Origin of the sequence: Heliomicrobium gestii (assembly GCF_009877435.1) — a bacterium.
GTDB classification, from domain to species: Bacteria; Bacillota; Desulfitobacteriia; order Heliobacteriales; family Heliobacteriaceae; genus Heliomicrobium; species Heliomicrobium gestii.
The window spans coordinates 130845-157652 of the sequence record NZ_WXEX01000005.1 but is presented as its reverse complement, the minus strand read 5'-3'; the positions used below and the strand labels follow the sequence as shown (position 1 = coordinate 157652).

The following is a 26808-nucleotide window of genomic DNA, read 5'->3' as shown; positions in this document are numbered from 1 at the left end:
GGTCGCGCACCCGCGGCTCTCCCGGCGCTTGAAACTTGGTCTGGTCGGGATCTTTTTTGGTCGTTTGGGTATCTTTTGTCGACTTGTCTTTCGTCATGTGGCTCACCTCCGGGGCTATTATGCCCCGATGAAAAGCCCAGGCCGCGCTTCCCCTTCCCGTGAAAAAAATACCATGATTGCTCGAAAGATCCCGCGAAAAATCAGTATAATAGAGGGAAACCACGCCTCTTCACCGCACTGTCGAGAAAAAGGACAGACAGGAAGGCGCGACTGCCGAAGGGGAATGTATCGATTTGTCCGGGAAAGGAGAGAAGGCTCATGAAAGGAACCTTTTACGGTGTCGGCGTCGGACCGGGGGACCCTGAATTGCTCACGTTGAAAGCGGTGCGCCTGCTCGGCGCAGCCGATGCGATCATCGCCCCCTATTCGAAGAAAAAGGGAACCGGATGCGCCGCTCTCGCCATCGTTCGTGACCGCCTGTCCCCTGGCGCGGAGGTCTATGAACTGCCCATCCCCCGGGCCTATGATGAGGAAAAGGTGGAGGCCGCCAGCCAGGCCATCATCGAACTGCTGGACTCGGGCAAACTCACCGTCTTCATCTCCCGGGGCGACCCGATGCTCTACAGCAAATACATGCACATCGCCCGCCGGCTTGAAGAGCGGGGCTACCCCGTCGAAACCGTCCCTGGTGTCGTATCCTTCACCGCCGCCGCCTGCCGGGCCGGCTTTCCCTTGGCCGACGAGGAGGAGTCGATCACCATCGTGCCCGTCGACGATGAGGCCTCCAACATCGAGGCGGCCCTTCGCAAGTCCGAGTCGGTGGTGCTCCTGAAGGTACATAAAAACCTGGACCGGATCATCGATCTCCTCGAACAGCACGGCTTCCACAAGCAAGCCGTGCTGATCAGCCGGTGCGGCATGTCGGGGGAACTGATCGAGTCTGACCTGGAGAAGCTGCGCGGCCAGAAGCTGACCTATCTGTCCACCATATTGGCGAAAAAACACATCCCAGCAGGGCCTTGAGAGCGGCGCTGCGCAAGCGAGCCGGCGAGGAGGGGCAACCTACGGCTGGAGGTGATCGCCTTGACAGAAAAAAAGGCGCCGGCTGAGAAGGAAGTCCCCCTGGGCGGCCAACCGCGGCGAATCAAGGACCGCCATGACGCCGCCGGGATCGCGACGGAAACCTTCGGGATCAACCCCGAGGAATCGAAGCGCATCGAGATCTGACCGGAACGAGCCGGCTCGACAAGTTTCTCCCGGGGCGGTATGATCATAACGGTTCGTTCTTCTTTGAACGCAGAAAGGAGCGCCTCTTCATGAACCCAACACAGCGCCCCAAAGTGCTCGTCACCCGGGAGATCCCCCAGCCGGCTCTCGATCGGATCAAGGAGTTTGCCCGCCTCGACCTCTGGCCGGCCTTTCCACCGCCGGAAAAAAGCGAACTTTTGCGGATGGTGGGCGATGCCGATGCCTTGCTCTCCATGCTCACCGATCCCATCGACGAGGATGTCATCGCAGCCGGCAAAAACCTGCGCGTTATCGCCAACTATGCCGTTGGCTTTGACAACATCGACGTGGCTGCGGCCACCCGGCACGGAATCGCCGTGACCAATACGCCGGACGTGCTCACCGAAGCCACCGCTGATCTGGCCTTTACCCTGTTGATGGCGGCGGCGAGAAACCTGATCGCCGCCGACCGGTTCACCCGTGACGGTTTTTGGATCGCCTGGCATCCCCAACTGTTGCTGGGCCAGGATGTCTTCGGCGCCACCCTGGGCATCGTCGGCCTCGGCCGGATTGGGGAGGCCGTCGCCCGTCGCGCCCGCGGCTTCAACATGCGCGTCCTCTACACCGCCCGCCGCCGCAACCTACAGGCAGAGGCGGAACTCGGGCTTCAGTTCTGTTCCCTGGAAGAATTGCTGCGCCAGTCGGACTATGTGTCGTTGCACATGCCGTTGACGGCGGAAACGCGTCACCTGATCGGCGCGGAAGAACTGGCCATGATGAAACCGACCGCCATCCTGATCAATACGGCTCGCGGCGGCGTCGTCGACCAGGCAGCATTGACAGAGGCCTTGCAGCAAGGGACGATCGGCGGCGCCGGCTTGGACGTCTTCGCCGTCGAGCCGGTCAACCCGGAGGAACCCTTGTTGGAACTGCCCAATGTCGTCGTGGCGCCCCATATCGGCAGCGCCACTGTGGAAACGCGGACACGGATGGGCCTGATGGCGGTCGAGAACATCCAGGCCGTCTTTGAGGGTCGCCGACCGCCCAATCTGGTCAACGGCGAACTGTTCGCCTAGCGGCTTGGTTTTGAAAGTGACCGGTCTGGCAAATGGGCGGGTTGCCTTCCGGTCTCTGTGACTGTCCGGTTAGTGAAGAAATCTCTGCATGGAAGAGAAGCACAACGGTTTCGCAACAGGTCAAAAGGAAACCGCGCCGGTGAAAAAAGGTGGTTGAGATGGGCTCAGCCACTTTTCTTTCTATTCAATCAACAGGAGTGGAAATTTGGTTTGGCTTTAGTATAATGAATGCAGAGGTGAGGCAAAAACAATGGCAGGATTTTTCAGCAAGCTGTTTGGCGGGGGCTCCGATAAACCCGCCGCCGGGGAAACGCCGCGGATCGGGGCTGCCAAGGCTGCGCCGTCCGGTTCCCCTGTCGATGCTGTCCGGGCAAAGGAAGCGCAATGGAATGTGGTCAGTCTGACCCAGCCGGTGCCCTACTATGAGTTGGGCGATATCACCATCGTCGACGCCGACCGATACTTCTTCGTCGACGTGCCGGAGGATCTGAAGGCAGACTTCCGCGCCAAAAACCCCGAGATTGTATTCAATCGAGACAAGTCTTTCGACGGTTTTCATTATTACTCGGATATTCCCATGCGCTCCGGCATCTATGACCTGGTGGAGCGGATCAACCACCATCGCCAACTGGCCGCTCAGGAGTGGCTCGCCTCCGGCGAGATCCCCGTCAATCGCCCTCGGCTCGGTGTCCTGCACATCAACCCCTACGGAACGTCGGGCCATGCAGGCAAAAACGCATTGGAACTGCAGATCTTCCGCACCGACGAGTTCACCCACCGCGTCTTCCGGGCCGTCTACAAGGAGTTGCAGGCGGCGGACCATGAGATGCTGACCATGAAAACGGCGACCGAGGTCAACCGGTACAACGCTTTTCTGACGGAATTGAAGGTGCATGCCTGGGTCACCTTGCCCAAGGGCGGCGAGGCCATCGTCCCCGGCGGCCAACAACCGGTCGGGGCCACCCTGGTGAGCGAACTCATGGAAGCAGACCTGCAGTCCGGCACATCCAAGTTCAGCCTCGCCAAGTGGCTCTCACGCAGTCTGGCTGAGGTGACAGGGACGGAACAAGGCGCGATTTCGGGACTGGAAGGTTCTATCCGCGGGTATGAGCTTTTTGTGGACAAGGCTGACTACAGCGTCTGCCTGACAGCCTCGGTGGCCGCGCCGGAGAACCTCGGGCCGGTCCTGGCGGAAAAGGCAGTTCCCTTTACCGGCGATGACGTCGCCCGGCTGATTCAACAGCCGATGAACCCCACCGGCGAGTACACCCTCCGGTTGGTGGCGGCGCGCAAGGGCTTTGACCTGGGCGGGATGGGATAATACATAGTTCTTGCGACGGCGAGCCGGGCGAAATGCCCGGCTTTTCTCTTTGGTTTTTTTCTGCGCCCTGCCGCAAGGGGTAGGAGATCCCAAAGAAAAGCCGAAGTTAAATAAGAATAATCTTATTTCGGATACATACTGGGGAATACTGTTGCTGAATGCCGATGGTCAAAACAAGATCGCCGCAAGGCTGGCGGAGAAACCCCCGGCGGCGCTCGGCGACAGCCTGACCAAAGGGAAGGGGATGGCGATGTTTTTTTCCGAGACGATGGAGCGCCTGCAGCAAGCGCTCCTTTTCGTAGTGGCGATCCTGCTGGTTGTCTGGACGGCGCCCTTTTGGCAGTCATGGGGCGCAACCCTGGCCCTATCCCCTGGCCTAGCCAACATGATCACCATATTCCTCTCCATCGTGATTGAGGCGCTCCCCTTTGTGCTGATCGGGGTTTTCGGATCGGCTGCGGTGGAGGTCTTCGTCAGCGAGCGGCAACTCGAAAGCTGGCTGCCGCGCAACCGGTGGGTGGGACCGCCGTTGGCCGCTCTTCTCGGCCTGATCTTCCCTTTTTGCGAATGCGGCCTCGTTCCGCTGGCGCGACGCCTTCTGCGAAAGGGCCTGCGTCCCTCCCTGGTCGTCCCATTTCTGTTGGCCGCGCCGATCGTCAACCCTGTAACCGCCTTTTCGACCCATTACGCCTTTTACGGCCGGCCGGAGTTTCCCCTCTTCCGCCTGGGAAGCGCTTATCTATTGGCGGTGAGCCTCGGATTTTTCCTGGTGCTGTTGGAGAAACGCTACGCCCATCCCGCCGACTTGGCCATCGATCGCAAACAGGCCGAAGGGGTGGACGGAGATCACCCTTGCGGCTGCGGTCACGGTCATGCCCATGGGCGTGAAGAAGGCCACGGGCATGGTTGTCATCCTCACGCGTCCCCTGTCGACCCCAAAATCGCCGGGGGCGACGGACGTTGGGGCAGCCTCCTGTCCCATGCCAGCGATGAGTTTTTCAGCACCGGTGTCTACCTCTTCCTGGGCGCTGCGCTGGCCTCGGCGGCCCAGGTCTGGCTGCCCCGCGCCGCATTGGAAGCGATCGGCCTGGAATCGCATCTGTCGATCCTGTTGATGATGGCACTGGCTTTTGGACTCTCCGTCTGCTCAGCCGCCGACGCCTTCGTGGGCGCCGGGTTTTTAAACACCGTTCCGTCCGGGGCGGTGCTGGCCTTTTTGATTTATGGCCCCATGGTGGATATTAAAAACACCTTGATGATGGTCGCCTCTTTTCGCCGTTCCTTCGTCATCGGCCTGATCTTCTTTGTCACCCTCTTCTGCCTGTTGATCGGCAGCGCCATCGATCTGGCGGCGCCGCGACTTTTTTACTGATGTAGGACGGGGAAGACCGTTCATGCCAAAAGAGGGCCCGACAGCGGGCGGCTGAAGGAGGAGATGACAGTGATGCAACGCTATATGGGAGGCCTGCTGATGGTCGCCCTTTGCGGGTATCTGTGGAAGCTGTACTGGACAGGGACGATCCTCGTCTACATCAATCCGCGTTTCGTTCCCTTTACGCTGGCGGCCATCGCTCTGATGGCCTTGTTGGGCGGTTTCTCTCTCTGGTCTGGAGCGTGCCGGGGACGGCAGTCCATGGTGGGGCGCTGGACCTATGCCGCCTTTGCCATGGTGATCGCCATCGCCTGGCTGGCGCCGCCGAAGGCCCTCGATCCGGCGATGGCGCTGCAGAAAAACGCCCCCTTTGCCGCTGCCTTGAATGGTTCCGGCAGCGACGGCGGGACAGCGGGCGCTCCGGCGACCGGGCCAAAGACGATCGTCGACCTCGCCCGCGATCCTGAAATCACCCAGGAGCAACTGGATCGCTTGACAGGGACCGATATTGACGAGGAGGCCGCCCTTGCTCAACCGGCGGTCGGCGCAAAAAAGCAGGTCTCCGCGATTCCGCCGGCCGGCGAAATCACCATCACGGCGGAAAACTACGTCGAGGGGTTGGAAGAACTTTTTGCAAAACCTGACGCCTACGCGGGACGCCCGATTCGCGTCGAGGGATTCGCCTACCGGGACAAGGACTTTCGGCCCGATCAGTTTGTGGCGGCTCGTTACCAGATCGTCTGCTGCGCCGCCGACGCCACGGTGATCGGCCTCCTGGCCGAGGGGATGGCGGCGCCAACCGACGCGGCCTGGGTGGAAGTTCGGGGGAAACTGCGCAAAGGCGAGTATCAAGGCAAACCGATGCCTGTCATCGCCGTCACGTCCCTTCGCGCGATGCCAGAACCGCCGAATCCCTATGTCTACCGAAATTGAACAGGGAAGCTCCTTTGCGCCCTGGGCCTGCGCAAGGGACTTGGTTATCTGAGGAAGTGGCAGAATGACCTTGAGGAGTAGGGAGTATTGCGTCTTGGTCCAACAAGTGCTAGGATTAAATAAGAATAATCCTATTTAGTGTTGTTCTGGTGTAGGGGAACGAAGAGACAAGGAAAGGGGAGCCACAAAGATGCGCAAAGCGCTACATATGGTCGGGACGGGGCTGCTGACCCTGGCCCTGCTGGCGGGGTGTGCGGCGAAAGGTCCGGCCACATCGCCCAACGAGGCTGCCGGTTCGAAGAAACTGAATGTTGTCGCCAGCTTTTACCCCATGTATGAATTCACCCGGCAGGTCGGCGGCGACAAGGTGGACGTGCTGAATCTGGTGCCGCCGGGGTCGGAGCCCCATGATTGGGAACCGACGCCGAAAGATATGGAAACCATGGCCAAAGCCAACCTGCTCGTCGTCAATGGCGGCATGGAGGGCTGGCTGGACAAGGTGATCGGCGGCGGCAGCCTGAAAAACGTGACCGTCATCGAGGCGGGCAAAGGGGTCGAACGGCTGCCTGCCGGCGAAGAGGAGGAAGCGTCCCCTGGGGCCGGCGGGCGCCCGGATGGCGGAGAACCGGGCGACCATCATCACGAGTTTGATCCCCACTTCTGGGTGTCGCCGAAGCAGGCCAAAGTAGAAGTGGAGAACATCAAAAAAGGACTCGTCGCCGCCGATCCGGCCAACAGCGAGTACTACGAAAACAACGCCAAAGCCTATCTGGCCAAGCTGGACACGCTCGATCAGGAGTTTCGCGACGGTCTCAGCAATACCAAAAGAAAAGAGATCATCGTCACCCATCGCGCTTTCGGTTACCTGGCCCGCGATTATGGACTGACACAACTCGGCATCATGGGCGTCAACCCGGAGACAGAACCGACACCAAAGACGATGGCGGAGATCACCACATTCGCCAAGGAGCATCACGTCAAATATATCTTCTTTGAGGCGCTGATCAGCCCCAAACTGGCCGAGGCCATCGCCAAGGAAGCGGGCGCGCAGACGCTCGTGTTGAACCCGCTCGATGGCATCACCGCAGAGGATCTGAAGGCAGGGAAGGATTATATCGCCGTGCAGCGGGAGAACCTGACCAACATCAAAAAGGCCCTCAGCGGCGAGTGAGCGGCGCCGCCTTCCCCGGCTCGCGCGGGTGCTCTTTTTGAAGCAAGTCGTTTATCCAAGATGGAGAAGAAGCCTTTCGACGTATCTGTTGCAGATTCGTCGAAAGGCTTCTTGTGTTTCCCTGTTTTTAGGAAGACAAATGGAAAGGCGTCGCCCGGGGCGTCAGCGGATCCGTACTTTGACAGGTCCCAGGATACGGGCCTTGCAGGCGAGGCGCACGCCATCATCGATGCGGTCGAACAACTCGTCCACCTCGTCGATGTCCGGTTCGCTCAGGTTCGCTTCTCCTTCCAAAAGGGTAACCTGGCAGACGCCGCAGCGGCCGTCTTTGCAACTGTATTCGATCTCGACGCCGTTGGCCTGTCCGGCCTCCAGCAAGGTCACGCCTTCCGCCGCCTCGACAGTCACATCGCCGTGGGGGGTGACAAAGACAACTGGGATCATGGCGATACCGTCTCCTTTACCTTTTATGTTCCAGGTTGTGTAAATCCCTGTGGATCTAATCGTAAAGGGCAACGGAGAAAGCGTCAATGCTCAACAGGGGCAGCGTGGGGTGTGGCGTCACTGATCTTTATGGTGGTCCTTACCGTACTCGCCTAGGTCTCCTCAAAAATCCCGTGCTGCGCTGTGAACTCCCGGAAGATCTGGCGCTTTTTCAGATGGCACCGTTCCTCGGCGCAGAGCAGTGTGGACAGTGTTTTCACGGCCTCCAGGATGTGGGGTCCTTTGTTCAGCATGACACAGTCGGCGCGATGGCCCATGGCGGCGTCGGTGATCTCCGCTCGGGCAGGCAGCCCTGTCTTGGCCAGCGTCTCCAGCACCTGGGTGGCCCAGATGACGGGCGTGTGGGCCGCCTCGCACATGCAGAGGATGTCCTCCTGAACGAGGGCCAGGTTTTCAAAACCGACCTCGACGGCCAGATCGCCGCGGGCGATCATGACACCGAAGCTGGGGAAGGTGAGGCCGGTGATCAGCAGGTGAGCCAGCCGGTGGATGGCCTCGCTCGTTTCGATCTTGGCGATGACGCCCATGTCGGGCCGCCCCAGTTCCTGCAAGGCGGTCTGGAGATCGAGAAGGTCCTTCGGGCTGTGTACGAAGGAGAGGCCGACGGCGTCGGCATGCTTCGCCACAACGCGAAGGTCCTGGCGGTCCTGCTCGGTCAGGGCAGGCAACTCCAAGCGGGAGTCAGGGAAGTTCAGGCCCTTTTCCGGTTTGATCCTTGCAGAGGGGCCCGCCGTAACGAGAACCTCCAGTTCCAGGTATTCCGCTGTGACAGCGCGCGCCACGGCGCCGATCTTGCCGTCATCGATATAGACCCGCTGATCGGGCTGCACAAAATCAAGGGCCGCGGGAAGGGTGCAACTGATCCCGGCCGGGCTGTCGGCAGAGGCGGGATGGCCCATCTGGAGCGGATTCCGGTAGATGCGCAGGGTGTCGCCCTGGCGCACCTCGACGACGACCGGCTGGGGGAGGATGGGGCCGACGGTGAAGGCGGCGTCTTTTTCCCCGGCCAGGACGATGCCCCCTTGCAGGTAGGCGGTCCGGTCCAGCCCTACCCGCACCCGCGTTGCGCTCACCCGCTCCAGCACGTGCAGCGTCCGCAACCGGTCTCGCGTGTCCTGAAACTGCAGCTGCCTGCCGACGCGCAACCGGTCAAGGCCGATTTGACGGGGCAGCGCGATGACGAAGCGCGCCCTGCCTTCCGGCTCGGCGATCCGCTGGGTGAAGAGGGCTTCCCCATCGAGGTATCCCTCCAGCAGCCGGTAGGGAGAACCGAAGGGATCGCGCGGCGCCGCCAGTTTGAGGGGCCGCGTCTCCTCCATCAGCGGGCCGGTGCGGATCTTGGGGCCGCCCAGATCCATGAGGATGCGGCAACGCCGGCCGGCGCCCTCGCCGCGCTGTTCCAGGCTGTCTTCTGCCTGGCGGATGGCGGCGATCAGTTGCTTCCATTCCGGAGGGCTGTCATGGGCGCAATTGATACGGGCCAGGTCCATGCCGTTGAGGAGGAGTTCCTCCAGCAGTTCCTGCCGGTGGATGCAGGCGGCGTCCAGGGTCACCATAATCCGGGTGTCACGCTTGTCCCGCGGCCGGCCGAGGAGGCGGCGGGAGCGCGTCTGCGTCAAAAAGCGCGCCTGTTCCGAGTCGGGCCGGGCCAAGCCGGTCGGGGCGGCTTCCAACCCCAGGTGCGCCAGGACGCGTTCGAGCCCCGACAGCACCGTCGCCTCCAGGCGACCCAGGGAGGAGAGGCCGTAATCGGCCAGAGCGATCTGCAAGTCCACAATGTCATGTCTGCGCATGGCCAGATAGGCCAGGAGGTTGTCGCGGCTGAGCCGGCCTTCCGGTGTTTGCAGCGGGAACGCCTGCGCAACCGATAGGGCGTGGTCGGTGATGACGGCGTAAAAAGCGGCCAGTTGATCGGCCAGCCAGTCCCGGTGATGAGGTGTAGGGGGGCGCAGGATGGATGCCATCGGACGGACCTCCTCAAAACTGTAAAAACGCCTGGGAATAGGAAGAACTTTGACGATTTCAGTTTATCTTGCTCCCTGTGGAACAGGCAAGTTAAAGAATGTTGAAGCTTTTGGGCCTTCCTTTTTCAGGGTCTCTCGGCGAGGATTCACCATATCCTGTATATGAGACGCGCTAACGTTTTTGGAGGAGGGGTTGATATCCGATGATCACGCTGAGTCTTTGCTCGTCCAGCTGCTGCCCGACGGTTCATGTCTCCCAAGGGATGGTCGTCATCACCGATGACGACGGGGGGCGGGTCACACTGACGAAAGAGCAACTGAAGCTTCTTGTTGAGCGGTACGACGATATCGAGGCGATGAAGTAATGGTCCTTGAGCTACTGGCCGCCCTGAGCATCCGCTTTTTCCTCTTCGACTTTATCCTCTTTAAACCGGTGAGGGAGCGGCTCAAAGGGGTCCACTATCTCTTTCGCAAACTCCTCGGCTGCCCCTTTTGCCAGGGCTTTTGGTGCGGGCTGTTCATCTATCTGATCAATCATCCCATCGAATCATGGCTCGCCTTCGTGCAGTTCGGATTCATCTCCGCCATCGTGTCCTTGTCCTGGAGCATCGCCGCCTATCCGCTGCTCAAACAGTTTGAAGAGAACCACGACATCCCGCTGACCTGATCGGCGCTGATCCGGCCGCAGGGAAAAAAAGCCCCCTGATGGGCAAAAGATAAAACCGGCCGTTCTGGCCGGTTTTTGCTTGTACAGATGGGTGCTTTCGTATTACACTTGAATTGGCAAAGAATTGAAACAGCTTGGAAGAGGGCGAACCCCGCGATGGCGGCATGCAGCAGCGGCGTCGGCCTGTCCGGGAGATGATAACAGGTTGGAAATAGGGGGGCGACCGATGCAAACATGGGTGGCGGCGGCGGAAGAACTGGAGGGGCGTCTGCACCTGCCGGCGGCGGCGTTGGACGCGGTGGCCGGGCGATTTCAACAAGCGATGGATCAGGGATTAACCGGGAAGGGCGGCTCCTTGAAGATGCTGCCGTCCTATCTGGCCGGACCGACGGGCCAAGAGCGCGGAACCTTTCTGGCCCTTGATTTCGGTGGAACGAACGCGCGCGTCGCCCTGATCGAACTCGCCGGCGGTCAATGCCGGATCCTGGAACGGGTCAGCCGGCCCCTCCGGGCCGCCGACGGGAGCTACGACTATACCCGCCGCACAGCGACGGCGGAGGAACTCTTTGACTTCCTGGCGTCCCTGATCGCCGAAACGATTCGCCATCATCAGGGACGCTTTTACCTGGGCCATACCTTTTCCTTCCCGGCCCGGCAACAAAACATCGGCCACGCCGCATTGATCCGGTGGGTGAAAGAGTTTCACACCGCCGGCGTCGAGGGGCGCGACGTGGGACAACTCCTGAACGACGCCCTGGCCCGCCGGGGCTTGCTGGAGCGAGTGCGACCGGCCGCCATCATCAACGATACGGTGGGAACCCTCCTGACCGCCACCTACAGCGACCTGGACACCCGCATCGGATCCATCCTGGGCACCGGCCACAACAGCTGCTACCGGGATCGTTTCGTGCCAGCCTTTGCGGCGCCCATGGTGATCAATATGGAATCGGGCAATTTCGACGGCGCGCCCGCCACCGACTATGACGACCAACTGGACCGGCAGAGCCAGCAGCCGGGGGCCCAGCGCTTGGAGAAAATGGTCTCCGGCCTCTACCTGGGCGAACTGGTTCGCCAGATCCTGAACGAAAGGATCCAGGCGACGGGGCTTTTCGGGGGACAAGGGACGCCGAAGCTGGAGACGCCCTATGCCCTGACCGCCGCCGATCTCTCGGAAATCCTGTCCGATCAGGCCGCCGACCTCTCTGGCGTCGGCCAATGGCTCCGAATGCGCGCCGGCATCGAGGCGAGCGACCGGGCGGAACGGCGTTTGCTCCAGCGGATCGCAGCGGCGGCATCTCGCCGTTCCGCCCGGCTCGTGGCGGCCACCTACCTGGGCGCGTTGCGTCATGAAGACCCGGTCCTGTCCAACCGCCATACCATCGCCGTCGACGGCTCCCTTTATGAAAAGATGCCTGGCTACGCGCAAGACCTGGATGATGCCCTGGCCGAGTTGCTGGGAGAAAAGGCGGGACAGGTTTCCGTCCGGCTAATAAAAAACGGCTCCGAGGTGGGCGCCGCTATCGCCGCCGCCATCGTCGCCGCTGTGGGTTAGTTGACCTTTCCGTTGACCGGCGTCAGCCGCTCAGAGAACTGTTTGAAATCCTGGGTCAATCCATGTGATTCGATGTAGGCAAGGAACAGATTGTTCAACGAGATGGCTTCGTCCAGTCGGGACAGGAGGTCCTGCATCCGTTTTTGCAGGTCCTCTGTCCGGGACTCCACATCCTGCAGCCGCCGGTTGAGCGCCACAGCCTCTTCCTCCAGGCGATGGGTTCGCGCTTCCTGGGCCATGAGGAGAGCCGTCAGTTCCCGTACGGTTTGTTTAGGGCTCCTTTCCGCCGCTGCGCCTTCTTGCGCCCCATCTGGCACGTGGTGTGGCGGAGTGTCCACGGTTGACGTGGTCATCAACGATTCCCGCCCTTTCTCTGTTCTATGATTGAATATAGTTTGTTTATGCTTTATATCACTATTGTAAACCGGTTGCAGTGAATTGTCGATATGTCGACGAGGCCTGGAAAGGAAAAAGCCGTCGCTTGGCTGCGACGGCTGCTCAACCGGCCGGTTGACTGAAAGAAGCTAGGCCTTCCTGCTGATAGCGGAGCACCCGAGGCACATAGGCCTGCGTCTCCGCATAGGGTGGGATGCCGTTGTACCTTTCCACGTTGCCGGGGCCGGCGTTGTAGGCGGCGATGGCCAGGTCGGTCCGGCCGCCGAACCGGTCCAGCATCTGCCGGAGGTAGCGGACGCCGCCGTCGATGTTCTGGGCAGGGTCAAAGGGGTCCTCCACGCCAAGGGAACGGGCCGTGCCGGGCATCAACTGCATCAATCCCATCGCGCCGGCGGGAGAGACGATGCGCGGGTTGAAACTGGATTCTGCTTTGATGACGCCCCAGATCAGAGAGGGCGCCACGTTGTATTTCTGGGCGGCCTGGTTGATCAGGTCGGCGTATTTTCCGGCCGTGACTTGAGCTTGCGCCGCGTAGGCCTGTCCGGCCTGAGGCCGCGACAGGCTGTTCGACTGCCCTGACGGGTTCGCGCCCGTAAAGGGGCTGAGCAACGCCGATGTGACCGCCGACATTCCGGGATTGGCCGATGCTGCCAGGGGAAGGGCCGGCAGCGGAGGCAGGCTGACATTCTGCCCGAGAGACTGGGCCTTGATGGCGGTCTCCAGGGTATCGGCAAAATCGGCAAAGGTCTGTCCTTTGGGACACTGCGCCTGAATCTGTTGGCGAATCGATTCAATTCCGACAACGGTCACGCCATGCACCTCCCTGCTTCACTATACCTGAGAGTGGACCGCCCTGTAAAGGGTGGAACATCAGTAAAGGTGTAAGAATATGGAACAGGTTCGAAAAATCACCGCTGCGCCATCATGGCACAAGGGCCTCCATCGATACATAGGATAAAGCCCGGCTGTTTCTCTACGGAACAACCTTGTCCATACTAGGAATGGAAACACGTTGTTGAGGTGAGCGACATGATCGAGGCCGCCTTGTTGCCCCGCTGTTCTACCTGCAAACAGGTTCCCGCCGACGGGATCGCCGGCGGACTTTGGCTCTGCGGCGCTTTTCTTTGCGCAGACTGCCTGGCGGATTTGTCCGCCTGGACCAACGAAGACGAGTCCTACCGGGCGCTCAAGAGCACGCTGGACCGGCTGTGGCAGCGTCCCGACTGGCGGCGTCATTTGGCCTCCGGCGGTCGCCCATGATACAATAGAAGGAAACGTTTGCAGGAGGTTGATGATGGGGGAGCGACCTTTATGGCAGGCGTTGCAAGAGGATTATCAAGCAGGAGCGCTGGGTTTTCACACGCCCGGCCATGGCCGGGGCCAAGCGCTTTCGGGGTTGGCGATTCATCTCGATACGACCGAATTGCCCGGCCTCGATGACCTCCATGCGCCGGAAGGTGTGATTGCCAGCGCTCAGCGCCTGGCGGCCCGAGCTTTTGGCGCCGGCGCGACTTTTTTTTTGGTGCAAGGGGCGACCGTGGGCATTCAGGCGCTCTGCCTCGCCGGCCTGCGTCCCGGCGAAGCCGTCGCCCTGCCACGGCACAGCCACCGATCTGTCTTTGCCGGCCTCGTTTTGAGCGGGGCCATTCCCCGCTATCTCCCGCCGCTCTGTGACGAGGAAACGGGACTCCCGCTGGCGCTCGATCCGGCAGGCCTGGCGGCGGCGGCCGAGGGGGCGACGGCGCTGTTCGCCCTGCGACCGACCTACTGGGGGACGGCGGAGGATCTCGCCCCCTGGCGGCAGGCGTCCGAGCAAACCGGCGCGCCCCTCTGGGTCGATGAGGCCCATGGCGCGGCCTTTGCCTTTTGCCGGCGCCTGCCTGATTCAGCCTTGCGCCTGGGCGCCCAAGCGGTCGTCCACGGCAGCCATAAAACCTTGCCGGTCCTGACCCAGGCGGCGATGTTGCATGTGAGCGACGCCATGCCGAGCCACGATAGACAAGCCTTGGCCCGCGCCCTCTCGTTGCTTCAGACCACCAGCCCCTCCTACCTGCTGATGGCTTCCCTGGACGAAGCGCGCCGCCGGATGGAGGAAGAGGGCGAGACGCTCTGGGACAGGACCATCGAGCGAGCGCAAAGACTGCGCAAAGACCTCAACCGTCTCAAAGGAATTTTTTGTTGGGGCGAAGAAATAAAGAATCATCCCGCCCTATCGGACTGGGACCCCACGCGCCTGCTCGTGGTCCTGCGCGGCGCGATGCCGACAGGCTACGCCCTTCGCCAGTGGTTGCGACAGGAGCAGGGCATCGAAGCCGAACTGGCTGGACCGAATTATCTGCTCTTTTTGCTCTCCCCCTTTGACCGCCCTGATGCGGACATTCGGTTGCGCGGAGCCTTTCAGGCGCTTTCCCAGGAGTTTGCTCAAGGGGGCGGCAGGGGAAAGGCGCCATCGTCGGGGCCCTTGCTCCAACAGGCCTACCAGCTCCGGCCGGAGATGGTCTTGTCGCCACGGCAGGCTTTTCACGCCCCTCGCCGCCGGGTGAGGTGGACGGAAGCCCGCGACCGCCTGGCTGCCGAGTTTATCTGCCCCTATCCCCCCGGGATCCCCCTCGTTGCGCCTGGAGAGCGCATCACCGCCGAAGTCGCCGCGGTCGTGGAAGAACTGCGGCGGGCGGGCGCCCAGTGGCAGGGCGCCGCTGATTCGGGACTGAACGAACTGGTCATCATCGACGAATGATTTAGATGAATACCATACGAAGCAGGTGCGCTATGCCGGGATTGTTCATCACACTGGAAGGGGCCGACGGGGCCGGAAAGACGACCCAGGGCGCCCTGCTGGCGCAAGCCTTCCGAAAGCTCGGTTTTTCCGTTGTCGAGACGCGAGAACCCGGGGGGACGCCGGTCAGCGAGGCGGCCCGCCGGGTGTTGCTTGATCCTTCCTTAACGGGGATGGCGCCCATGGCTGAGGTGTTCCTCTATGCCGCCGCCCGGGCGCAACTGGTCACTGAGGTGATCCAGCCGGCCTTGGCCGCCGGCGCCGTGGTGATCTGTGACCGGTTTATCGATTCCACCTTGGCTTACCAGGGATTCGGCCGCGGTCTTCCGATGGAACGGCTTGAGGCGATCAACCGCATGGCCACCGAAGGATTGACCCCCGATTTGACACTCCTGCTCGATATCGACACCGAAGAGGGGCTGCAACGGGCGCGGCGGCGGCCGGAACAGGCCGAGTGGCAAGGCGCCGATCGCATGGAACGGGAAGCCGCCGCGTTTCACCAACGTGTCCGCCGGGGGTTTCTTGAACTGGCGAAGAAGGAACCGGAACGGGTCCGCCGTATACCGGCCGGCGGCGCTGTCGCCGAGGTCCACTGTCGGCTCATCGACGCGGCGCGCGCGCTGGCGCCCAGCCTGCCCTACTGTCAGGAGGAGTAATACATGGCCGACGGGATTAAAATCAAAGGCTTTTTCTCTGGCGTCGGCGATCCGCGCCTGGCCCATGAAGGCGACCGGGCCGCCGGAACCGAGGGGAACAAAGAAGCCTTTCTGGCCGAACTGCGCAAAGCCCGCGTCGGGCGGGAACGGTCAGACCTGCAGGAGATGCTCGCCCGCATCGACGAGTCGGCCAATGCCCTGGCCCAGAACCAGACTGTGGGCAATTTCAAGAAGTACCGGGAACTGGTGAAAAAGTTCCTGGCCCAGGTGGTCGGGGGCGCCTATCAGCTCCGCGAGGAATCGGGTTGGGACCGCCGCGGCCGGCACAAATCGCTGATTACGGTGGAAAAGGTCGATCATCACCTTGAGGAGATGGCCACCCAGTTTTTTTCGCAACAGGCCGAGCCGATCGACGTCCTGGCGAAAATCGGTGAAATTCGCGGGCTCTTATTGGATATCATTACCTAGGAGAGATGGCGGTGCGTCTATCGCAATACGTGGGGCAGGAACGGGCTGTCCGGCAGTTGGTCCGCGGGCTCTCCGGCGATCGGGTCGCCCATGCCTATCTGTTTTCCGGACCGCAGGGTGTCGGCAAGAAGACCGTCGCCCGCGCCTTTGCCCAGTCTGTCCTCTGCCTCGAACCGAGCGAAGGCGACGCCTGTGAAGCCTGTCCCGCTTGCCGGCAGGCGCAGGGCGGCAGCCACCCCGATCTTTTTCACCTGGCGCCTGACGGAGCGACGCTGAAGATCGATCAGATCCGGAATCTGCAAAAACGCATCCGCTACCGGCCGTACCTGTCCGCCCATCAGGTCGTCTTGCTCGAACAGGCCGAGACGATGCAGGGGCCCTCGGCCAACGCCCTTCTGAAGATCCTGGAAGAGCCGCCGGGGCCGACCGTGTTCATCCTGATCACCGATCGCGGTCACGGCATCTTGCCGACGATCCGGTCGCGTTGCCTGCCTGTCCACTTTCAACCGGCGCCGAGCGGCGAGATCGCGCGCTTCCTGCAGCAAAAGGGCGTACCCGCCGGCCATGTGCCGTTGTTGACGCTGCTGGCTGACGGGCGCTGGGACCGGGCGGCCAAACTGGCGGCCGAGGGCCTGCCGGCAGGCCGGGAAAAGGCCCGCCAACTGCTGGACAGTCTGGTCCAGACCGGCGACAGCCGCATCTTTCAGGTCGCCGAGGAATGGGACAAGGATAAGGAAGGCATCGCCGAGTTTTTCGATTACCTGGCGCTCCTGCTGCGCGATCGGCTGCTGATCGCCGGCGCCGGCGGCGCCGAGGTGCCGGTCATCAACGGCGACATCGCCGGCGACGCCCACGGCTGGCCCTTGCCGGTGTTGTTGAACGCCTTGGATATGGTGATGGCGGCGCGCCGCCTGTTGGACACAAACGCCAGCGCGCGCCTGCTGGTGGAGGACACGCTGCTCAAGCTGCGCGATCTGGCCCGGGGCGAGTCCCTGACGCCCTCGACTGCAGCCCGAAGATAAGAGTATCCGAGGCCGGACGATCCGGCCCAAACCTTGAGGAGGAAGGGTCCTTGGTCAAAATTGTCGGTGTCCGATTTAAGAAAACCGGGAAAGTGTATTACTTTGACCCGGACGACCTGAATCTCCCGCTGCAGGAAAAGGTGATCGTCGAGACGGCGCGCGGCATTGAGTTTGGCGAGATCGTCATCTCCCCTCGGGAGGTTTCGGAAGAGAGCCTGGTCAACCCCTTGAAAAAGGTGTTGCGCGTGGCCACGCCGGAAGACATCAAGCAGGTGGAGGAAAACCGCGCCAGGGAGACCTCCGCCTATGAGATCTGCCAGAAAAAGATCAACGCCCACCAGTTGCCCATGAAGCTCGTCGATGTGGAGTACACCTTTGACTCCTCCAAGATCATCTTCTACTTTACCGCCGATGGCCGCGTCGATTTCCGGGAACTCGTCAAGGACCTGGCCTCTGTCTTCCGCACTCGCATTGAACTGCGCCAGATCGGCGTCCGCGATGAGGCGAAGATGATCGGCGGCATCGGCTGTTGCGGCCGTGTGCTCTGCTGCGCCTCCTTCTTGGGCGATTTTGAGCCTGTATCGATCCGCATGGCGAAGGACCAGAACCTGTCGCTGAATCCGACGAAGATCTCCGGCATCTGCGGACGGTTGATGTGCTGCCTCAAATTCGAAAACGACTGCTACGAGCGCAAGGAAATGGGAAGACGCAGGGAAAAACCGCCCGAAATGCCCGGGCCGGAAGTCCAGTGAGCGACCAAGGCGCAGGCCCCTCTTGAAGCGGAGGTGGATCAGATGAACAAAGAACTGACGGCCAGGCTGATCGCGTTGGAAGAACAACTGCGGGAGATGCTGACCGAGATCGAAGCCCTGAAGATGGAGATCTATACCCTCGAAGAGGAGAACGACCGCCTGCGGGCGGAGCGGGCCAACATGACGCCCGAAGCGGTGGGCCGGATCAACGACAATGTGCGCCAACTGCAGGGCGAGGGCTATGAAAACCTGAGCCGCCTCTACAAAGAGGGCTTTCATATCTGCCATGTCAACTTCGGCCAACCCCGCCGGGGAGACGATTGTCTCTTCTGCGTGAACTTTCTCCATAAGGAATGAGGCCCCCTTGATGAACGACCATGATGACGGCGCCACAGACAAGCCTTCGGGTCCAGGTAAACTGATCCTCTGCGCCACACCGATCGGCAATTTGGACGACATCACCCTGCGGGCGCTCAAAGCCTTGCAGGAAGCCGACTTGATCGCCGCTGAAGACACCCGTCACACCCGCAAACTGCTCAGCGCCTTTGACATCCATGTGCCCCTCACGTCCTACCATGAACACAACCGTCGTCACAAGGGCGCGGTCATCCTCGACCAGGTGGCCGCCGGCGCCACAGTGGCCCTCGTCTCCGACGCCGGGCTGCCGGGCATCTCCGATCCCGGCGAAGACATCGTCCGGGAGTGCGTTGCGCGCGGGCTGCCCTTGGAGGTCCTGCCGGGACCGTCGGCGTCGCTGACGGCGCTCGTGCTGTCAGGTCTGCCCACAGGCCGCTTTGTCTTTGAGGGTTTTTTGCCCCGGCTGAAAAAAGAGTTTCGCGAACGGCTCCGCCGGCTCGCTTTTGAGGATCGAACGATCATCCTCTACGAGTCGCCCCATCGCCTGCGGGAGACCTTGGAAAGCCTCCGTGACGCCCTCGGACCGGAGCGACCCGCCGCCCTGGTGCGAGAGCTGACGAAAAAGTTTGAAGAGGTGCGCCGGGGTTCCTTGACCGAACTGGTCGAATCGGTTCGGGAGGGGGTCCGCGGCGAATGCACCCTTGTCGTCGCCGGGCGCGCCCCCTCGTCGAGGGAAGGGGGCCTCGCATCGCCTGCGGCCAGCGGTGACATCGATCAACCTGGAGAAAGCGCCGGCGGCTTTTGGAACGAAGCCGATGGCGGCCTCTATGGCATGGCTGCCCTTCCCGAGAGCGAGGGCGAGCGAGCCGCCTTGCTCCGGCGACGGTTGGAGCGGCTGGAAGGGCAGGGCATGGACAGCAAAGCCGCCCTCAAGACGGCCGCCCAGGAACTGGGCCTATCGCGACGGGAGGCCTACCGGCTTCGATTGCTCGACCCGGACGGGGAGGAAGCGCCCGAAAACGAATAAAACGGGATGGGTGAAAACCCATCCCGTCCTATTGCGAGAACATGACCTTTTGATTGGCTGGAAATAATGGTATTATGTAGCCAATCAAACCAATCCCATGATCAGCCGGCGTTTTGCGCCATCGAAACAGCGCACTCCCGGCAAACAATCTTGCCGCGGAAGTTTTGAACATCAACAGCGCTGCCACAGAAGACGCAGGCCGGCTCGTACTTTTTGAGGATGATCTTCTCGTGGTCGACGTAGATTTCCAGCGCGTCCTTTTCATCGATGCCCAGGGTTCTGCGCAGTTCAATCGGGATAACGACGCGTCCCAGTTCGTCAACCTTCCGTACAATGCCCGTAGATTTCATCGAAAAATGCCCTCCCTTCTGACGTATCAACAAAATTCGACAACAATCTGCACCCTAATGGTACCAGGGGTTCCAGGAACAGTCAACCCCTAATTTCTTTAAAAAACGGCAAATACCGCATATTTAGTTTCCAGGAATCTGATGATTTGGCTGTTCACCCCTTCCCTTTTGCGAGAAATTGACGATTTTTGCGAGGAGGTCCCCATGGTGAATCAGACCCGGCCCGCCTTCTATATCACAACACCAATCTACTACCCGAGCGGCAACCCGCACATCGGTCATGCCTATACGACGGTGGCCACCGATACGATGGCGCGCTACAAGCGGTTGCGCGGGTATGACGTCTGTTTTTTGACGGGATTGGACGAGCATGGCCAGAAGATCGAGCGATCGGCCCAGGCAAAAGGCTTGTCGCCCATCGAATACCTCGATCCGGTGGCCGACACGTTCAAACGGCTTTGGGAGCGGCTCGACATCACCTATGACGACTTCATCCGCACCACCGAGGACCGCCATAAACAAGCCGTCCAGGTCATTTTCCAGAAGATCTGGGACAACGGCGACATTTACAAGTCGGAGTATGAAGGCTGGTACTGCACGCCTTGCGAGGCCTTTTGGCCCGAACGGCAGCTGAAGACCGGCGAAAACGGCGAAAAGCTCTGCCCCGACTGTGAGCGCGCCGTCGAGCGGATGAAGGAAGAGAGCTATTTCTTCCGCATGTCCAAGTATGCCGACCGGCTGCTCCAACATATCGAGGATCACCCCGACTTCATCCAGCCGGTGAGCCGGCGCAACGAGATGGTCAGCTTCATCAAACAGGGACTGGAGGACCTCTGCGTCTCCCGGACGACCTTCAAATGGGGCATCCCCGTGCCGATCAACGCCAACCATGTGATCTATGTCTGGTTTGACGCCCTGTCCAACTACATCACTGCCCTTGGCTACGGCAGCGATAACGACGAGAAATACCGGAAGTACTGGCCGGCTGACATCCACCTCGTCGGCAAGGACATCGTCCGTTTTCACACCATCATCTGGCCGATCATCCTGATGGCCCTGGGCGAACCGCTGCCGAAACAGGTCTTCAGCCATGGCTGGTTCCTGCTTGAATCGGGGAAAATGTCGAAATCGAAGGGCAACGTCGTGGACCCCTTCATGCTCGCCGACCGCTATGGCGTCGACGCCTTCCGTTACTTCCTCATCCGCGAGATGATCGGCGGCCAGGACGCCGTCTACTCCGAGGAGACCCTGGTCGGCCGGATCAACACCGACCTGGCCAACGACCTGGGGAACCTGCTCCACCGATCCCTGTCCATGGTGGAGCGGTTCACCGGCGGGATCGTCCAAAAACCCGAGGCGACCGCCGAAGGTCCCCTGGAGAAGGAGATCCAGGAACTGGCCGCGAAAACCGTCGCCGACTTCGGCGCCCTGATGGACCGCTTTGAACTGGCCAACGCCCATGGCGCCCTCTGGAAGCTGATCGGCCGCATGAACAAGTACATCGATGAGCGCGCCCCCTGGGCGCTGGCGAAAAAGCCGGAGTCCCGGGCCGAACTGGAGGCCGTGTTGTACACGATGGTCGAAAGCCTGCGCATCGCCGCCATCTTGTTGCAAGCGGCCATGCCCAAGGTTCCCGGCAACATCTTTGCCCAGTTGGGCCTGTCGGGAAGCGACCTGACGACATGGGACGCCGCCCGGTGGGGTCTCTTCCCCGGCGGCGTAAACGTCAAAAAGGGCGATCCCATTTTCCCGCGCATCGATCTGGCAGCGATGCTGGCAGAGAGCGCCCCATCGGCGCCAGAAACATCCACACCTGCGAAGGAGGCGACTTCCGTGACGAACCAAGAAGCCATTGCCGAAAAAGGAGCCATCGAAGCCCCCGTGGAAGCCCCCGTGGAAGCCGCTGCCGAAGCGGCTTCCGAAACTGCCGTTGAAAAGCCGGCCATGGAGCCGCTCCTGCCGGAGATCACCATTGAAGACTTCGCCAAGGTCGACCTGCGGGTGATTGAGGTGCTTGCCGCCGAAAAGGTGCCAAAGACAGACAAACTGCTCAAGCTGCAGGTCAAACTGGGCGACGAGACGCGCACCGTCGTCTCCGGCATCGCCCAGCACTACGCGCCGGAGGAACTGGTCGGCAAGAAGCTCGTCTTGGTGGCCAACCTGAAACCGGCCAAACTGCGGGGCATCCTCTCGCAGGGCATGATCCTGGCGGCCTCCAAAGACGGCGTCCTCGAGGCCCTCACCGTGACCGCCGACATCCCCGCCGGCAGCCGGGTGAAGTAGGATGCGGCTCTTCGACACCCATGCCCACATGGATGACAAGTCCTTCAACGATGACCGGGAGGCCCTGTTGCGGCAAGCGCAGGCGGCGGGCGTGGAACGGATCGTCAACGTGGGTTACGATATCCCGTCGTCAGAGCGTTCGGTCCAACTGGCCGAGGACTACCCGTTCATTTACGCCGCTGTCGGCATTCACCCCCATGACGCTGAGGGGGTCGACGAGGACGACTACCGGTCGCTGGAGCGGATGGCCGCCCACCCCAAGGTGGTGGCCATTGGCGAGATCGGCCTCGATTACTACCGCGATCTGTCGCCCCGCGACTGTCAGCGGGAGGTCTTTGTGAACCAGCTGGCGCTGGCGCGGCGTCTGGACAAGCCTGTCATCATCCACGACCGGGACGCCCATGGCGACATCATGGCGATCCTTGATCAGGAGGCCCGCGGTCTTTCCGGCGTCTTGCACTGCTTTTCGGGCAGTTGGGAGATGGCCCGGTTCTGCCTGGATCTCGGTTTTTATATCTCGCTGGCCGGTCCGGTCACCTATACGAATGCCCGGGGTCTGCTCGACATCGCCCGGCAGGTTCCTCGCGACCGTTTGCTTGTCGAGACCGATTCCCCCTACCTGTCGCCCCATCCCCTGCGGGGGACGCGCAACCACTCGGGCAATGTGGCCTTGGTGGCAAAAAAAGTCGCGGAACTGCGGGGCGACGATCCCGATGAGTTGGCGGAACAACTGTTGCACAACGGTTGCGCCCTCTTTCGGCTCCCCTTCCCGGCGCAACGGGAGAACCCCTGAAAGGGCAGCCTTGCCTGTCCCGGCGCGTTGTCGATGCAGACGGCGAATCAACACCTGACAGAACCCTTCGTCATGAGCCCCCCTCTGGGGGTTCTTTTTTTTTATACCCCTTCATATTCTGGACCATCGCCGCCATGCCGGAAGACAATCCTACGCGGTAGGGAGGGGTTGCATGATGACAATTGCAGGTATGACGACAAAGGAAAAAGGGCAGAAAAGCCGCGCCGCGCGTCTGGCCATTGTCATGGGGCTCTCCCTTTCATTGGTCGTCGCGCTTTTTTTGGCCCCTTTTTCTGATGACGTCCGAGGGAAAACCGTCATGCTGGAGGTGGATGGGGAAGCGCGGGCTGTCCGCGCCAACGGACGGACGGTCGGTGAAATGTTGAGGGGGCAGGGGATCGCCTGTGAGCCCGGCGATTGGGTCTATCCCGACGCCGACAAACCGATCCTGCCGGGGATGGTTGTACAGTTTCGCAAATCCCGCTGGGTCGAGTTGCTCGTCGACAACCGCATCGTCACCTTTCGCCAGATCGGCGACCTGTCGATGGAGCGCATCGCCGGTTTGGGTGTCGCTGTCGGCGCCGAAGACCGCCTGGACCGCCGTGACGGCGTCGAAGGGGGGGCGTCCAGCCGTTGGCGGCTGGTTCGTCTGACCCGGAGCACCCGCGAACGGAGCGAACCGGTTGCCTTCCCCCGGCAGGTGATCTACGACGGCGCCCTCCCGGAAGGCGTCGAGCGGGTGGCCGTGGCCGGCGCCGACGGGGTGGCTGTTGTTCGCGAACAGGTGACCTTCGAAGACGGTCAGGAGGTTTCGGCGGAGGCGGTCGAGCGGGAAGTGACGCAACGTCCCCGGCCAGAGGTGGTCATCCGGGGGGGAGGCGGGAGCGGAGAACGACGGCTGGTCGCCTCGCGGGGGGGCAGCCGTGGCGCGGCGCCGGGCGAGCGGGACATCGCCGCGTCAACAAAGGGCGAGGGGAACAGCGAAGAAGAGGTCGCCGCAGCGATCCGGCGGACGATGCGCATGGAAGCCACCGCCTACACCCACACGGGCAACCGCACCGCCACAGGGACCTGGCCCCATGTGGGCATCGTCGCGGTCGATCCGAGTGTGATTCCCCTGGGTTCCACACTGTATGTCGAGGGATACGGGCTGGCGCGCGCTGCCGACACGGGCGGGGCCATCCGGGGTTCAATCATTGATGTTTTTTTCGACAGCAATGCCGAGTGTTTTCAATGGGGAAGACGGCAAGTAACCGTACATATTCTGGAATGACCATGGCTTCACTTAAATAAGCAACGCCTGTAAAAAGGCATAAGTAAAAAAATGATCAAATAGGTCGAATAAAAAATGGACTTCCTTCCATTATTCAACATTCTTGGCTTTGACAAGCCCCCTTTCGTTCAGTAAAATGAGAGCACACTACCGGTAAGCACTTGGTCGAAAGGGGAATCCGTCATGCTGGATGACACCACTGATCTGACCGAGCGACTTCACCCAGGCCCGCCCCGGCGGGCCAAACGGCTCTCCGATCCGCCGCCCGGCGGCGAACTGCGGCGGTGGGGAACAGCGCTGGGCCTCTTTGCCGGCATCGCGCTCGTCCTCTTCGGAATCTACAGCTACCTCCAAAAAGACATTGTACTCGACGTGGATGGCGAACAAAGAGCCATCGGCACCTTCAAGACGACCGTCGGGGAAGCGCTGGCGGAAGCCGGCGTGACTCTGGCCGAAAAGGACAAAGTGGACCCGCCCGTTTCAACACTGTTGCAAGAAAAGCTGACCGTACATATCATCCGGGCCTTTCCCATCGCTGTCTTTGCCGACGGCAAAAAGCAGGAACTGATCACGACGCCTGCTTCGGTGCGGGATATCCTGGCCCAAACCTCCATCCAACTGGGCGCCCTTGACCGCGTGGAACCAGCGCTCGATCAGACGGTAGACAAGCCCTCCACCGTCCGCATCGTTCGCGTCACCCAGGAAGAGGTCGTCGAGGAGGAGACTGTCCCCTACCGGACAGAGCAAAAACCGGACAACACCTTGGAAAAGGGCTTGCGCAAGATCGTTTCCCGGGGCAGCACCGGCCTCGAACGGAACCGGATGGTGGTCACCTATGAAGACGGCGAACCGGTGAAAAAAGACCTGATCGCCCAGCAAATCGTCCGTTCTCCCGTCAATCAGGTGGTGGCCATGGGCACCATCGACCAGGTCTCGCGGGGCGGCCTTAACTTCCACATCCGCGAAGCCCGTTACATGGTGGCGACCGCCTACTCCCACACAGGGCGGAACACCGCCTCCGGCGCCTATCCGGAAGTAGGGATGGTGGCTGTTGACACATCGATCATCCCCTTGGGCTCACGCCTCTATATTGAGGGCTATGGCTTTGCCCGGGCGGCTGATCGCGGCTCCGCCATCGTCGGCGAGCGCATCGACGTCTTCGTGGAGTCGTCGGAAGAGGCGAGGCGTTGGGGCAAACGGACGACAAAGGTGTATGTGCTCGAATAAGGCAATGTAATCCAGCGCGGCGAACGCGCAAAGGGCGCCTTTTTGGCCCGCCCCGATCCGGGGCGGGTTTGGTTTGTTTACAAACGGGGAAAACCGACAATGAGGTGAATCGACTGTCCAGGGAAAAGATACAGGAAGTCATCGTCGTCGAGGGCCGCGACGACCTGCTGGCCGTGCGGCGCGCTGTCGACGCCCAAGTGATCGTGACACAGGGATTGGGCATCAGCCCCGAAACCATGGCGGTCATCGGCAGGGCGCAGGAACGCTGCGGCGTCATCGTCTTTACCGATCCCGACGGACCGGGCGAACGGATCCGTCGCTGGGTGACCGAAGCCGTGCCTGGCGCCAAGCACGCCTTTTTGCCGGCGGCGCTGGCCAAAAAAGACGGCAAAGTGGGCATTGAACATGCCTCTTCCCAAGCCATCCGTGAGGCCCTGGCTCAGGTGCGATCGCCGGGGACGCAGCGAGAGATGTACAACCGCGACGACCTGCGGCTGTGGGGGATCGACGGCGTCCCGGGCGCGGGACAGCGCCGCGAAGCCCTCGGCGAGCGCCTTGGCATCGGCCGGACCAATGCCAAGCAGTTTTTGCAGCGAGTCAACCACTTCGGCCTCAGCCGGAGCGAGATCGAACAGGCGTTGGACGCGATCGACGGCAGGGAACGCTAGGAGAAGACAGGCAACAATAGGCGAAGCAGAGATAGGAGACAGACAGACGATGGCCGGTGAACTCCGACAAAACCTCAATCGGTATGGCATTCGCGCCAAAAAGGGACTGGGCCAGAACTTCCTGGCCGACCCGAACTATGTGGCGCGCATCATCGATGCGGCCGATCTGTCCGCCGGCGACGTGGTCGTCGAGATCGGCCCGGGTCCGGCCACCTTGACAGGCGATCTGGCCCGCGCCGTCGGCCCCAGCGGCAAAGTGATCGCCGTCGAAGTGGATGAGAGCCTGCGACCGCTGCTCAGCGATCTGTGCCGGGATCATCCTCAGGTGGATATCCTCTGGCAGGACGCCTTGAAGGTCGACTATGACGCGGTGACCCAACCCTGGCGGGGAGACAAGCCCTTCGTCCTTGTGGCGAATCTCCCCTATTACATCACCACGCCGATCCTGATGCGCCTTCTCGAGGGCGGCTTTGCCGTATCGCGGCTGGTGGTCATGGTGCAGAAGGAGGTGGCCGATCGGATGCTTGCGCCGGCCGGTCACAGCGACTATGGCGCCCTCTCGGTGGCCATCCAGTACCGCTGTGCTCCCACACTGGTGACCAAGGTTCCGCCGGGCGCGTTCATTCCGCCGCCAAAGGTCAGTTCCGCTGTTGTGCGCCTGGACCGCCGGACATCGCCTCCGGTGGATGTCACCGATGAGGCTGCCTTTTTTCGCGTCGTCCGGGCCGCCTTCAACCAGCGGCGCAAGACGCTGTTGAACGCCCTGGGCGCCCTGGGCGTGCCCTTGACTAAGGAAGAGATGGCCACACGGCTGACGACGGCCGGCATCGACACGGGACGGCGGGGGGAGACGTTGAACCTGGAGGAGTTTGCCAAAGCGGCCGACGCCCTGTACCGGGAAGCGTCGGCCCTCTAGGTCGAAGCCCGTCAGGCGTGCAAGGGGAAAGAGAAAACCGGCAGGACCAGTCAGGTC

At 61.5% G+C, this 26808-nt stretch carries 29 protein-coding genes; 24 read left to right on the top strand and 5 right to left on the bottom strand.

The genetic code is table 11. The features are described 5' to 3' along the window. Positions 1–318 precede the first annotated feature (318 nt). The 7 genes from cobI to GTO89_RS07420 all read left to right on the top strand — a co-directional run bounded on the left by cobI (position 319) and on the right by GTO89_RS07420 (position 7100). Positions 319–1023 carry a precorrin-2 C(20)-methyltransferase gene (gene cobI / locus GTO89_RS07450; RefSeq protein ID WP_161261447.1) on the top strand — a complete coding sequence of 235 codons (705 nt, stop codon included), beginning with the start codon at positions 319–321 and terminating at the stop codon, positions 1021–1023. Between the two features lie 60 nt (positions 1024–1083). Beyond that, on the top strand, positions 1084–1227 hold the full coding sequence (locus tag GTO89_RS07445; protein ID WP_161261446.1) for a hypothetical protein: 144 nt from the start codon (positions 1084–1086) through the stop codon (positions 1225–1227). 89 nt (positions 1228–1316) lie between these two features. Beyond that, positions 1317–2303: a 2-hydroxyacid dehydrogenase gene (locus tag GTO89_RS07440; RefSeq protein WP_161261445.1), complete on the top strand. Its 987-nt coding sequence runs from the start codon at positions 1317–1319 to the stop codon at positions 2301–2303. Positions 2304–2553: 250 nt separating this feature from the next. After that, positions 2554–3624 carry a hypothetical protein gene (locus tag GTO89_RS07435; protein ID WP_161261444.1) on the top strand — a complete coding sequence of 357 codons (1071 nt, stop codon included), beginning with the start codon at positions 2554–2556 and terminating at the stop codon, positions 3622–3624. A 151-nt stretch (positions 3625–3775) separates the two neighbouring features. Further along, positions 3776–4996 carry a permease gene (locus tag GTO89_RS07430; protein WP_161261443.1) on the top strand — a complete coding sequence of 407 codons (1221 nt, stop codon included), beginning with the start codon at positions 3776–3778 and terminating at the stop codon, positions 4994–4996. Positions 4997–5068: 72 nt separating this feature from the next. Continuing rightward, entirely contained in the window at positions 5069–5929 is an 861-nt protein-coding gene (locus tag GTO89_RS07425) for a TIGR03943 family putative permease subunit (RefSeq protein ID WP_235920324.1), read from the top strand. Between the two features lie 190 nt (positions 5930–6119). Continuing rightward, complete coding sequence (locus tag GTO89_RS07420; protein WP_161261441.1) at positions 6120–7100, top strand: metal ABC transporter substrate-binding protein; 981 nt, start codon at positions 6120–6122, stop codon at positions 7098–7100. A 162-nt stretch (positions 7101–7262) separates the two neighbouring features. Here the strand turns inward: GTO89_RS07420 and GTO89_RS07415 are convergent, their stop codons facing one another. Then, positions 7263–7544 carry a 2Fe-2S iron-sulfur cluster-binding protein gene (locus GTO89_RS07415; protein WP_161261440.1) on the bottom strand — a complete coding sequence of 94 codons (282 nt, stop codon included), beginning with the start codon at positions 7542–7544 and terminating at the stop codon, positions 7263–7265. A gap of 152 nt (positions 7545–7696) precedes the next feature. Continuing rightward, a complete protein-coding gene (locus tag GTO89_RS07410) occupies positions 7697–9568 on the bottom strand; it encodes a pyruvate kinase (protein WP_161261439.1) in 1872 nt (623 codons plus the stop codon). Positions 9569–9771: 203 nt separating this feature from the next. On the opposite strand from GTO89_RS07410, the gene GTO89_RS07405 reads away from it, so the two are divergent. The 3 genes from GTO89_RS07405 to GTO89_RS07395 all read left to right on the top strand — a co-directional run bounded on the left by GTO89_RS07405 (position 9772) and on the right by GTO89_RS07395 (position 11787). Continuing rightward, positions 9772–9933 (top strand): hypothetical protein, encoded by a 162-nt coding sequence (locus GTO89_RS07405; RefSeq protein WP_161261438.1) that lies wholly within the window; start codon positions 9772–9774, stop codon positions 9931–9933. Continuing rightward, positions 9933–10235, top strand: a complete 303-nt coding sequence (locus GTO89_RS07400) for a DUF1360 domain-containing protein (protein WP_161261437.1) — start codon at positions 9933–9935, stop codon at positions 10233–10235. Before GTO89_RS07405 ends, GTO89_RS07400 begins: the two co-directional genes overlap by 1 nt. A gap of 226 nt (positions 10236–10461) precedes the next feature. Next, positions 10462–11787: a hexokinase family protein gene (locus tag GTO89_RS07395; protein ID WP_161261436.1), complete on the top strand. Its 1326-nt coding sequence runs from the start codon at positions 10462–10464 to the stop codon at positions 11785–11787. Here the strand turns inward: GTO89_RS07395 and GTO89_RS07390 are convergent. Beyond that, positions 11784–12140, bottom strand: coding sequence for a hypothetical protein (locus GTO89_RS07390; protein WP_161261435.1), 357 nt, complete (start codon positions 12138–12140; stop codon positions 11784–11786). The two genes, GTO89_RS07395 and GTO89_RS07390, sit on opposite strands and share 4 nt — an antisense overlap. A 145-nt stretch (positions 12141–12285) precedes the next feature. After that, entirely contained in the window at positions 12286–12993 is a 708-nt protein-coding gene (locus tag GTO89_RS07385) for a lytic transglycosylase domain-containing protein (protein ID WP_328793878.1), read from the bottom strand. 219 nt (positions 12994–13212) lie between these two features. Between GTO89_RS07385 and GTO89_RS07380 the strand changes: the two genes are divergently transcribed. From GTO89_RS07380 to rsmI, 8 genes are read left to right on the top strand one after another with little or no spacing between them, the layout of a single operon-like run. Next, the gene (locus GTO89_RS07380) at positions 13213–13443 is read left to right on the top strand and encodes a sigma factor G inhibitor Gin (RefSeq protein ID WP_235920322.1); all 231 of its coding nucleotides are present in this window, start codon (positions 13213–13215) and stop codon (positions 13441–13443) included. Positions 13444–13477: 34 nt separating this feature from the next. Continuing rightward, positions 13478–14920 carry an aminotransferase class I/II-fold pyridoxal phosphate-dependent enzyme gene (locus GTO89_RS07375; RefSeq protein WP_161261433.1) on the top strand — a complete coding sequence of 481 codons (1443 nt, stop codon included), beginning with the start codon at positions 13478–13480 and terminating at the stop codon, positions 14918–14920. Between the two features lie 32 nt (positions 14921–14952). Then, on the top strand, positions 14953–15615 hold the full coding sequence (tmk, locus tag GTO89_RS07370) for a dTMP kinase (protein WP_204758186.1): 663 nt from the start codon (positions 14953–14955) through the stop codon (positions 15613–15615). 3 nt (positions 15616–15618) lie between these two features. Then, positions 15619–16083, top strand: a complete 465-nt coding sequence (locus tag GTO89_RS07365; RefSeq protein WP_161261432.1) for a YaaR family protein — start codon at positions 15619–15621, stop codon at positions 16081–16083. Between the two features lie 11 nt (positions 16084–16094). Continuing rightward, the gene (gene holB / locus GTO89_RS07360; protein WP_161261431.1) at positions 16095–17105 is read left to right on the top strand and encodes a DNA polymerase III subunit delta'; all 1011 of its coding nucleotides are present in this window, start codon (positions 16095–16097) and stop codon (positions 17103–17105) included. Between the two features lie 50 nt (positions 17106–17155). Further along, entirely contained in the window at positions 17156–17857 is a 702-nt protein-coding gene (locus GTO89_RS07355) for a PSP1 domain-containing protein (RefSeq protein WP_161261430.1), read from the top strand. A gap of 42 nt (positions 17858–17899) precedes the next feature. Beyond that, the gene (locus GTO89_RS07350) at positions 17900–18214 is read left to right on the top strand and encodes an initiation-control protein YabA (RefSeq protein ID WP_161261429.1); all 315 of its coding nucleotides are present in this window, start codon (positions 17900–17902) and stop codon (positions 18212–18214) included. A 10-nt stretch (positions 18215–18224) separates the two neighbouring features. After that, positions 18225–19241, top strand: coding sequence for a 16S rRNA (cytidine(1402)-2'-O)-methyltransferase (gene rsmI / locus GTO89_RS07345; RefSeq protein WP_161261428.1), 1017 nt, complete (start codon positions 18225–18227; stop codon positions 19239–19241). A 101-nt stretch (positions 19242–19342) separates the two neighbouring features. On the opposite strand, the gene GTO89_RS07340 is transcribed toward rsmI, so the two are convergent. Continuing rightward, a complete protein-coding gene (locus tag GTO89_RS07340) occupies positions 19343–19591 on the bottom strand; it encodes an AbrB/MazE/SpoVT family DNA-binding domain-containing protein (RefSeq protein WP_161261427.1) in 249 nt (82 codons plus the stop codon). Positions 19592–19795: 204 nt separating this feature from the next. Between GTO89_RS07340 and metG the strand changes: the two genes are divergently transcribed. The 6 genes from metG (at position 19796) to rsmA (ending at position 26751) form a co-directional block, all read left to right on the top strand. After that, complete coding sequence (gene metG / locus GTO89_RS07335; RefSeq protein WP_161261426.1) at positions 19796–21874, top strand: methionine--tRNA ligase; 2079 nt, start codon at positions 19796–19798, stop codon at positions 21872–21874. 1 nt (position 21875) lies between these two features. Further along, the gene (locus GTO89_RS07330; protein WP_161261425.1) at positions 21876–22667 is read left to right on the top strand and encodes a TatD family hydrolase; all 792 of its coding nucleotides are present in this window, start codon (positions 21876–21878) and stop codon (positions 22665–22667) included. Positions 22668–22842: 175 nt separating this feature from the next. Next, on the top strand, positions 22843–23940 hold the full coding sequence (locus GTO89_RS17805; protein WP_161261424.1) for a 3D domain-containing protein: 1098 nt from the start codon (positions 22843–22845) through the stop codon (positions 23938–23940). 183 nt (positions 23941–24123) lie between these two features. Next, positions 24124–25167, top strand: a complete 1044-nt coding sequence (locus GTO89_RS07320; RefSeq protein ID WP_161261423.1) for a 3D domain-containing protein — start codon at positions 24124–24126, stop codon at positions 25165–25167. Between the two features lie 104 nt (positions 25168–25271). Next, complete coding sequence (gene rnmV / locus GTO89_RS07315) at positions 25272–25835, top strand: ribonuclease M5 (protein WP_161261422.1); 564 nt, start codon at positions 25272–25274, stop codon at positions 25833–25835. Positions 25836–25884: 49 nt separating this feature from the next. Further along, complete coding sequence (gene rsmA, locus GTO89_RS07310) at positions 25885–26751, top strand: 16S rRNA (adenine(1518)-N(6)/adenine(1519)-N(6))-dimethyltransferase RsmA (protein WP_161261421.1); 867 nt, start codon at positions 25885–25887, stop codon at positions 26749–26751. The last annotated feature ends 57 nt before the right edge of the window (positions 26752–26808 follow it).

Excerpts from the sequence above, each read along its gene's own strand:
- cobI (WP_161261447.1), top strand. The coding sequence starts at position 319 with ATGAAAGGAACCTTTTACGGTGTCGGCGTCGGACCGGGGGACCCTGAA.
- GTO89_RS07440 (WP_161261445.1), top strand. The coding sequence starts at position 1,317 with ATGAACCCAACACAGCGCCCCAAAGTGCTCGTCACCCGGGAGATCCCC.
- GTO89_RS07435 (WP_161261444.1), top strand. The coding sequence starts at position 2,554 with ATGGCAGGATTTTTCAGCAAGCTGTTTGGCGGGGGCTCCGATAAACCC.
- GTO89_RS07425 (WP_235920324.1), top strand. The coding sequence starts at position 5,069 with ATGCAACGCTATATGGGAGGCCTGCTGATGGTCGCCCTTTGCGGGTAT.
- GTO89_RS07420 (WP_161261441.1), top strand. The coding sequence starts at position 6,120 with ATGCGCAAAGCGCTACATATGGTCGGGACGGGGCTGCTGACCCTGGCC.
- GTO89_RS07415 (WP_161261440.1), bottom strand. The coding sequence starts at position 7,544 with ATGATCCCAGTTGTCTTTGTCACCCCCCACGGCGATGTGACTGTCGAG.
- GTO89_RS07410 (WP_161261439.1), bottom strand. The coding sequence starts at position 9,568 with ATGGCATCCATCCTGCGCCCCCCTACACCTCATCACCGGGACTGGCTG.
- GTO89_RS07405 (WP_161261438.1), top strand. The coding sequence starts at position 9,772 with ATGATCACGCTGAGTCTTTGCTCGTCCAGCTGCTGCCCGACGGTTCAT.
- GTO89_RS07400 (WP_161261437.1), top strand. The coding sequence starts at position 9,933 with ATGGTCCTTGAGCTACTGGCCGCCCTGAGCATCCGCTTTTTCCTCTTC.
- GTO89_RS07395 (WP_161261436.1), top strand. The coding sequence starts at position 10,462 with ATGCAAACATGGGTGGCGGCGGCGGAAGAACTGGAGGGGCGTCTGCAC.
- GTO89_RS07390 (WP_161261435.1), bottom strand. The coding sequence starts at position 12,140 with ATGACCACGTCAACCGTGGACACTCCGCCACACCACGTGCCAGATGGG.
- GTO89_RS07380 (WP_235920322.1), top strand. The coding sequence starts at position 13,213 with ATGATCGAGGCCGCCTTGTTGCCCCGCTGTTCTACCTGCAAACAGGTT.
- GTO89_RS07375 (WP_161261433.1), top strand. The coding sequence starts at position 13,478 with ATGGGGGAGCGACCTTTATGGCAGGCGTTGCAAGAGGATTATCAAGCA.
- tmk (WP_204758186.1), top strand. The coding sequence starts at position 14,953 with ATGCCGGGATTGTTCATCACACTGGAAGGGGCCGACGGGGCCGGAAAG.
- GTO89_RS07365 (WP_161261432.1), top strand. The coding sequence starts at position 15,619 with ATGGCCGACGGGATTAAAATCAAAGGCTTTTTCTCTGGCGTCGGCGAT.
- GTO89_RS07350 (WP_161261429.1), top strand. The coding sequence starts at position 17,900 with ATGAACAAAGAACTGACGGCCAGGCTGATCGCGTTGGAAGAACAACTG.
- rsmI (WP_161261428.1), top strand. The coding sequence starts at position 18,225 with ATGAACGACCATGATGACGGCGCCACAGACAAGCCTTCGGGTCCAGGT.
- GTO89_RS07340 (WP_161261427.1), bottom strand. The coding sequence starts at position 19,591 with ATGAAATCTACGGGCATTGTACGGAAGGTTGACGAACTGGGACGCGTC.
- metG (WP_161261426.1), top strand. The coding sequence starts at position 19,796 with ATGGTGAATCAGACCCGGCCCGCCTTCTATATCACAACACCAATCTAC.
- GTO89_RS07330 (WP_161261425.1), top strand. The coding sequence starts at position 21,876 with ATGCGGCTCTTCGACACCCATGCCCACATGGATGACAAGTCCTTCAAC.
- GTO89_RS17805 (WP_161261424.1), top strand. The coding sequence starts at position 22,843 with ATGACAATTGCAGGTATGACGACAAAGGAAAAAGGGCAGAAAAGCCGC.
- GTO89_RS07320 (WP_161261423.1), top strand. The coding sequence starts at position 24,124 with ATGCTGGATGACACCACTGATCTGACCGAGCGACTTCACCCAGGCCCG.
- rsmA (WP_161261421.1), top strand. The coding sequence starts at position 25,885 with ATGGCCGGTGAACTCCGACAAAACCTCAATCGGTATGGCATTCGCGCC.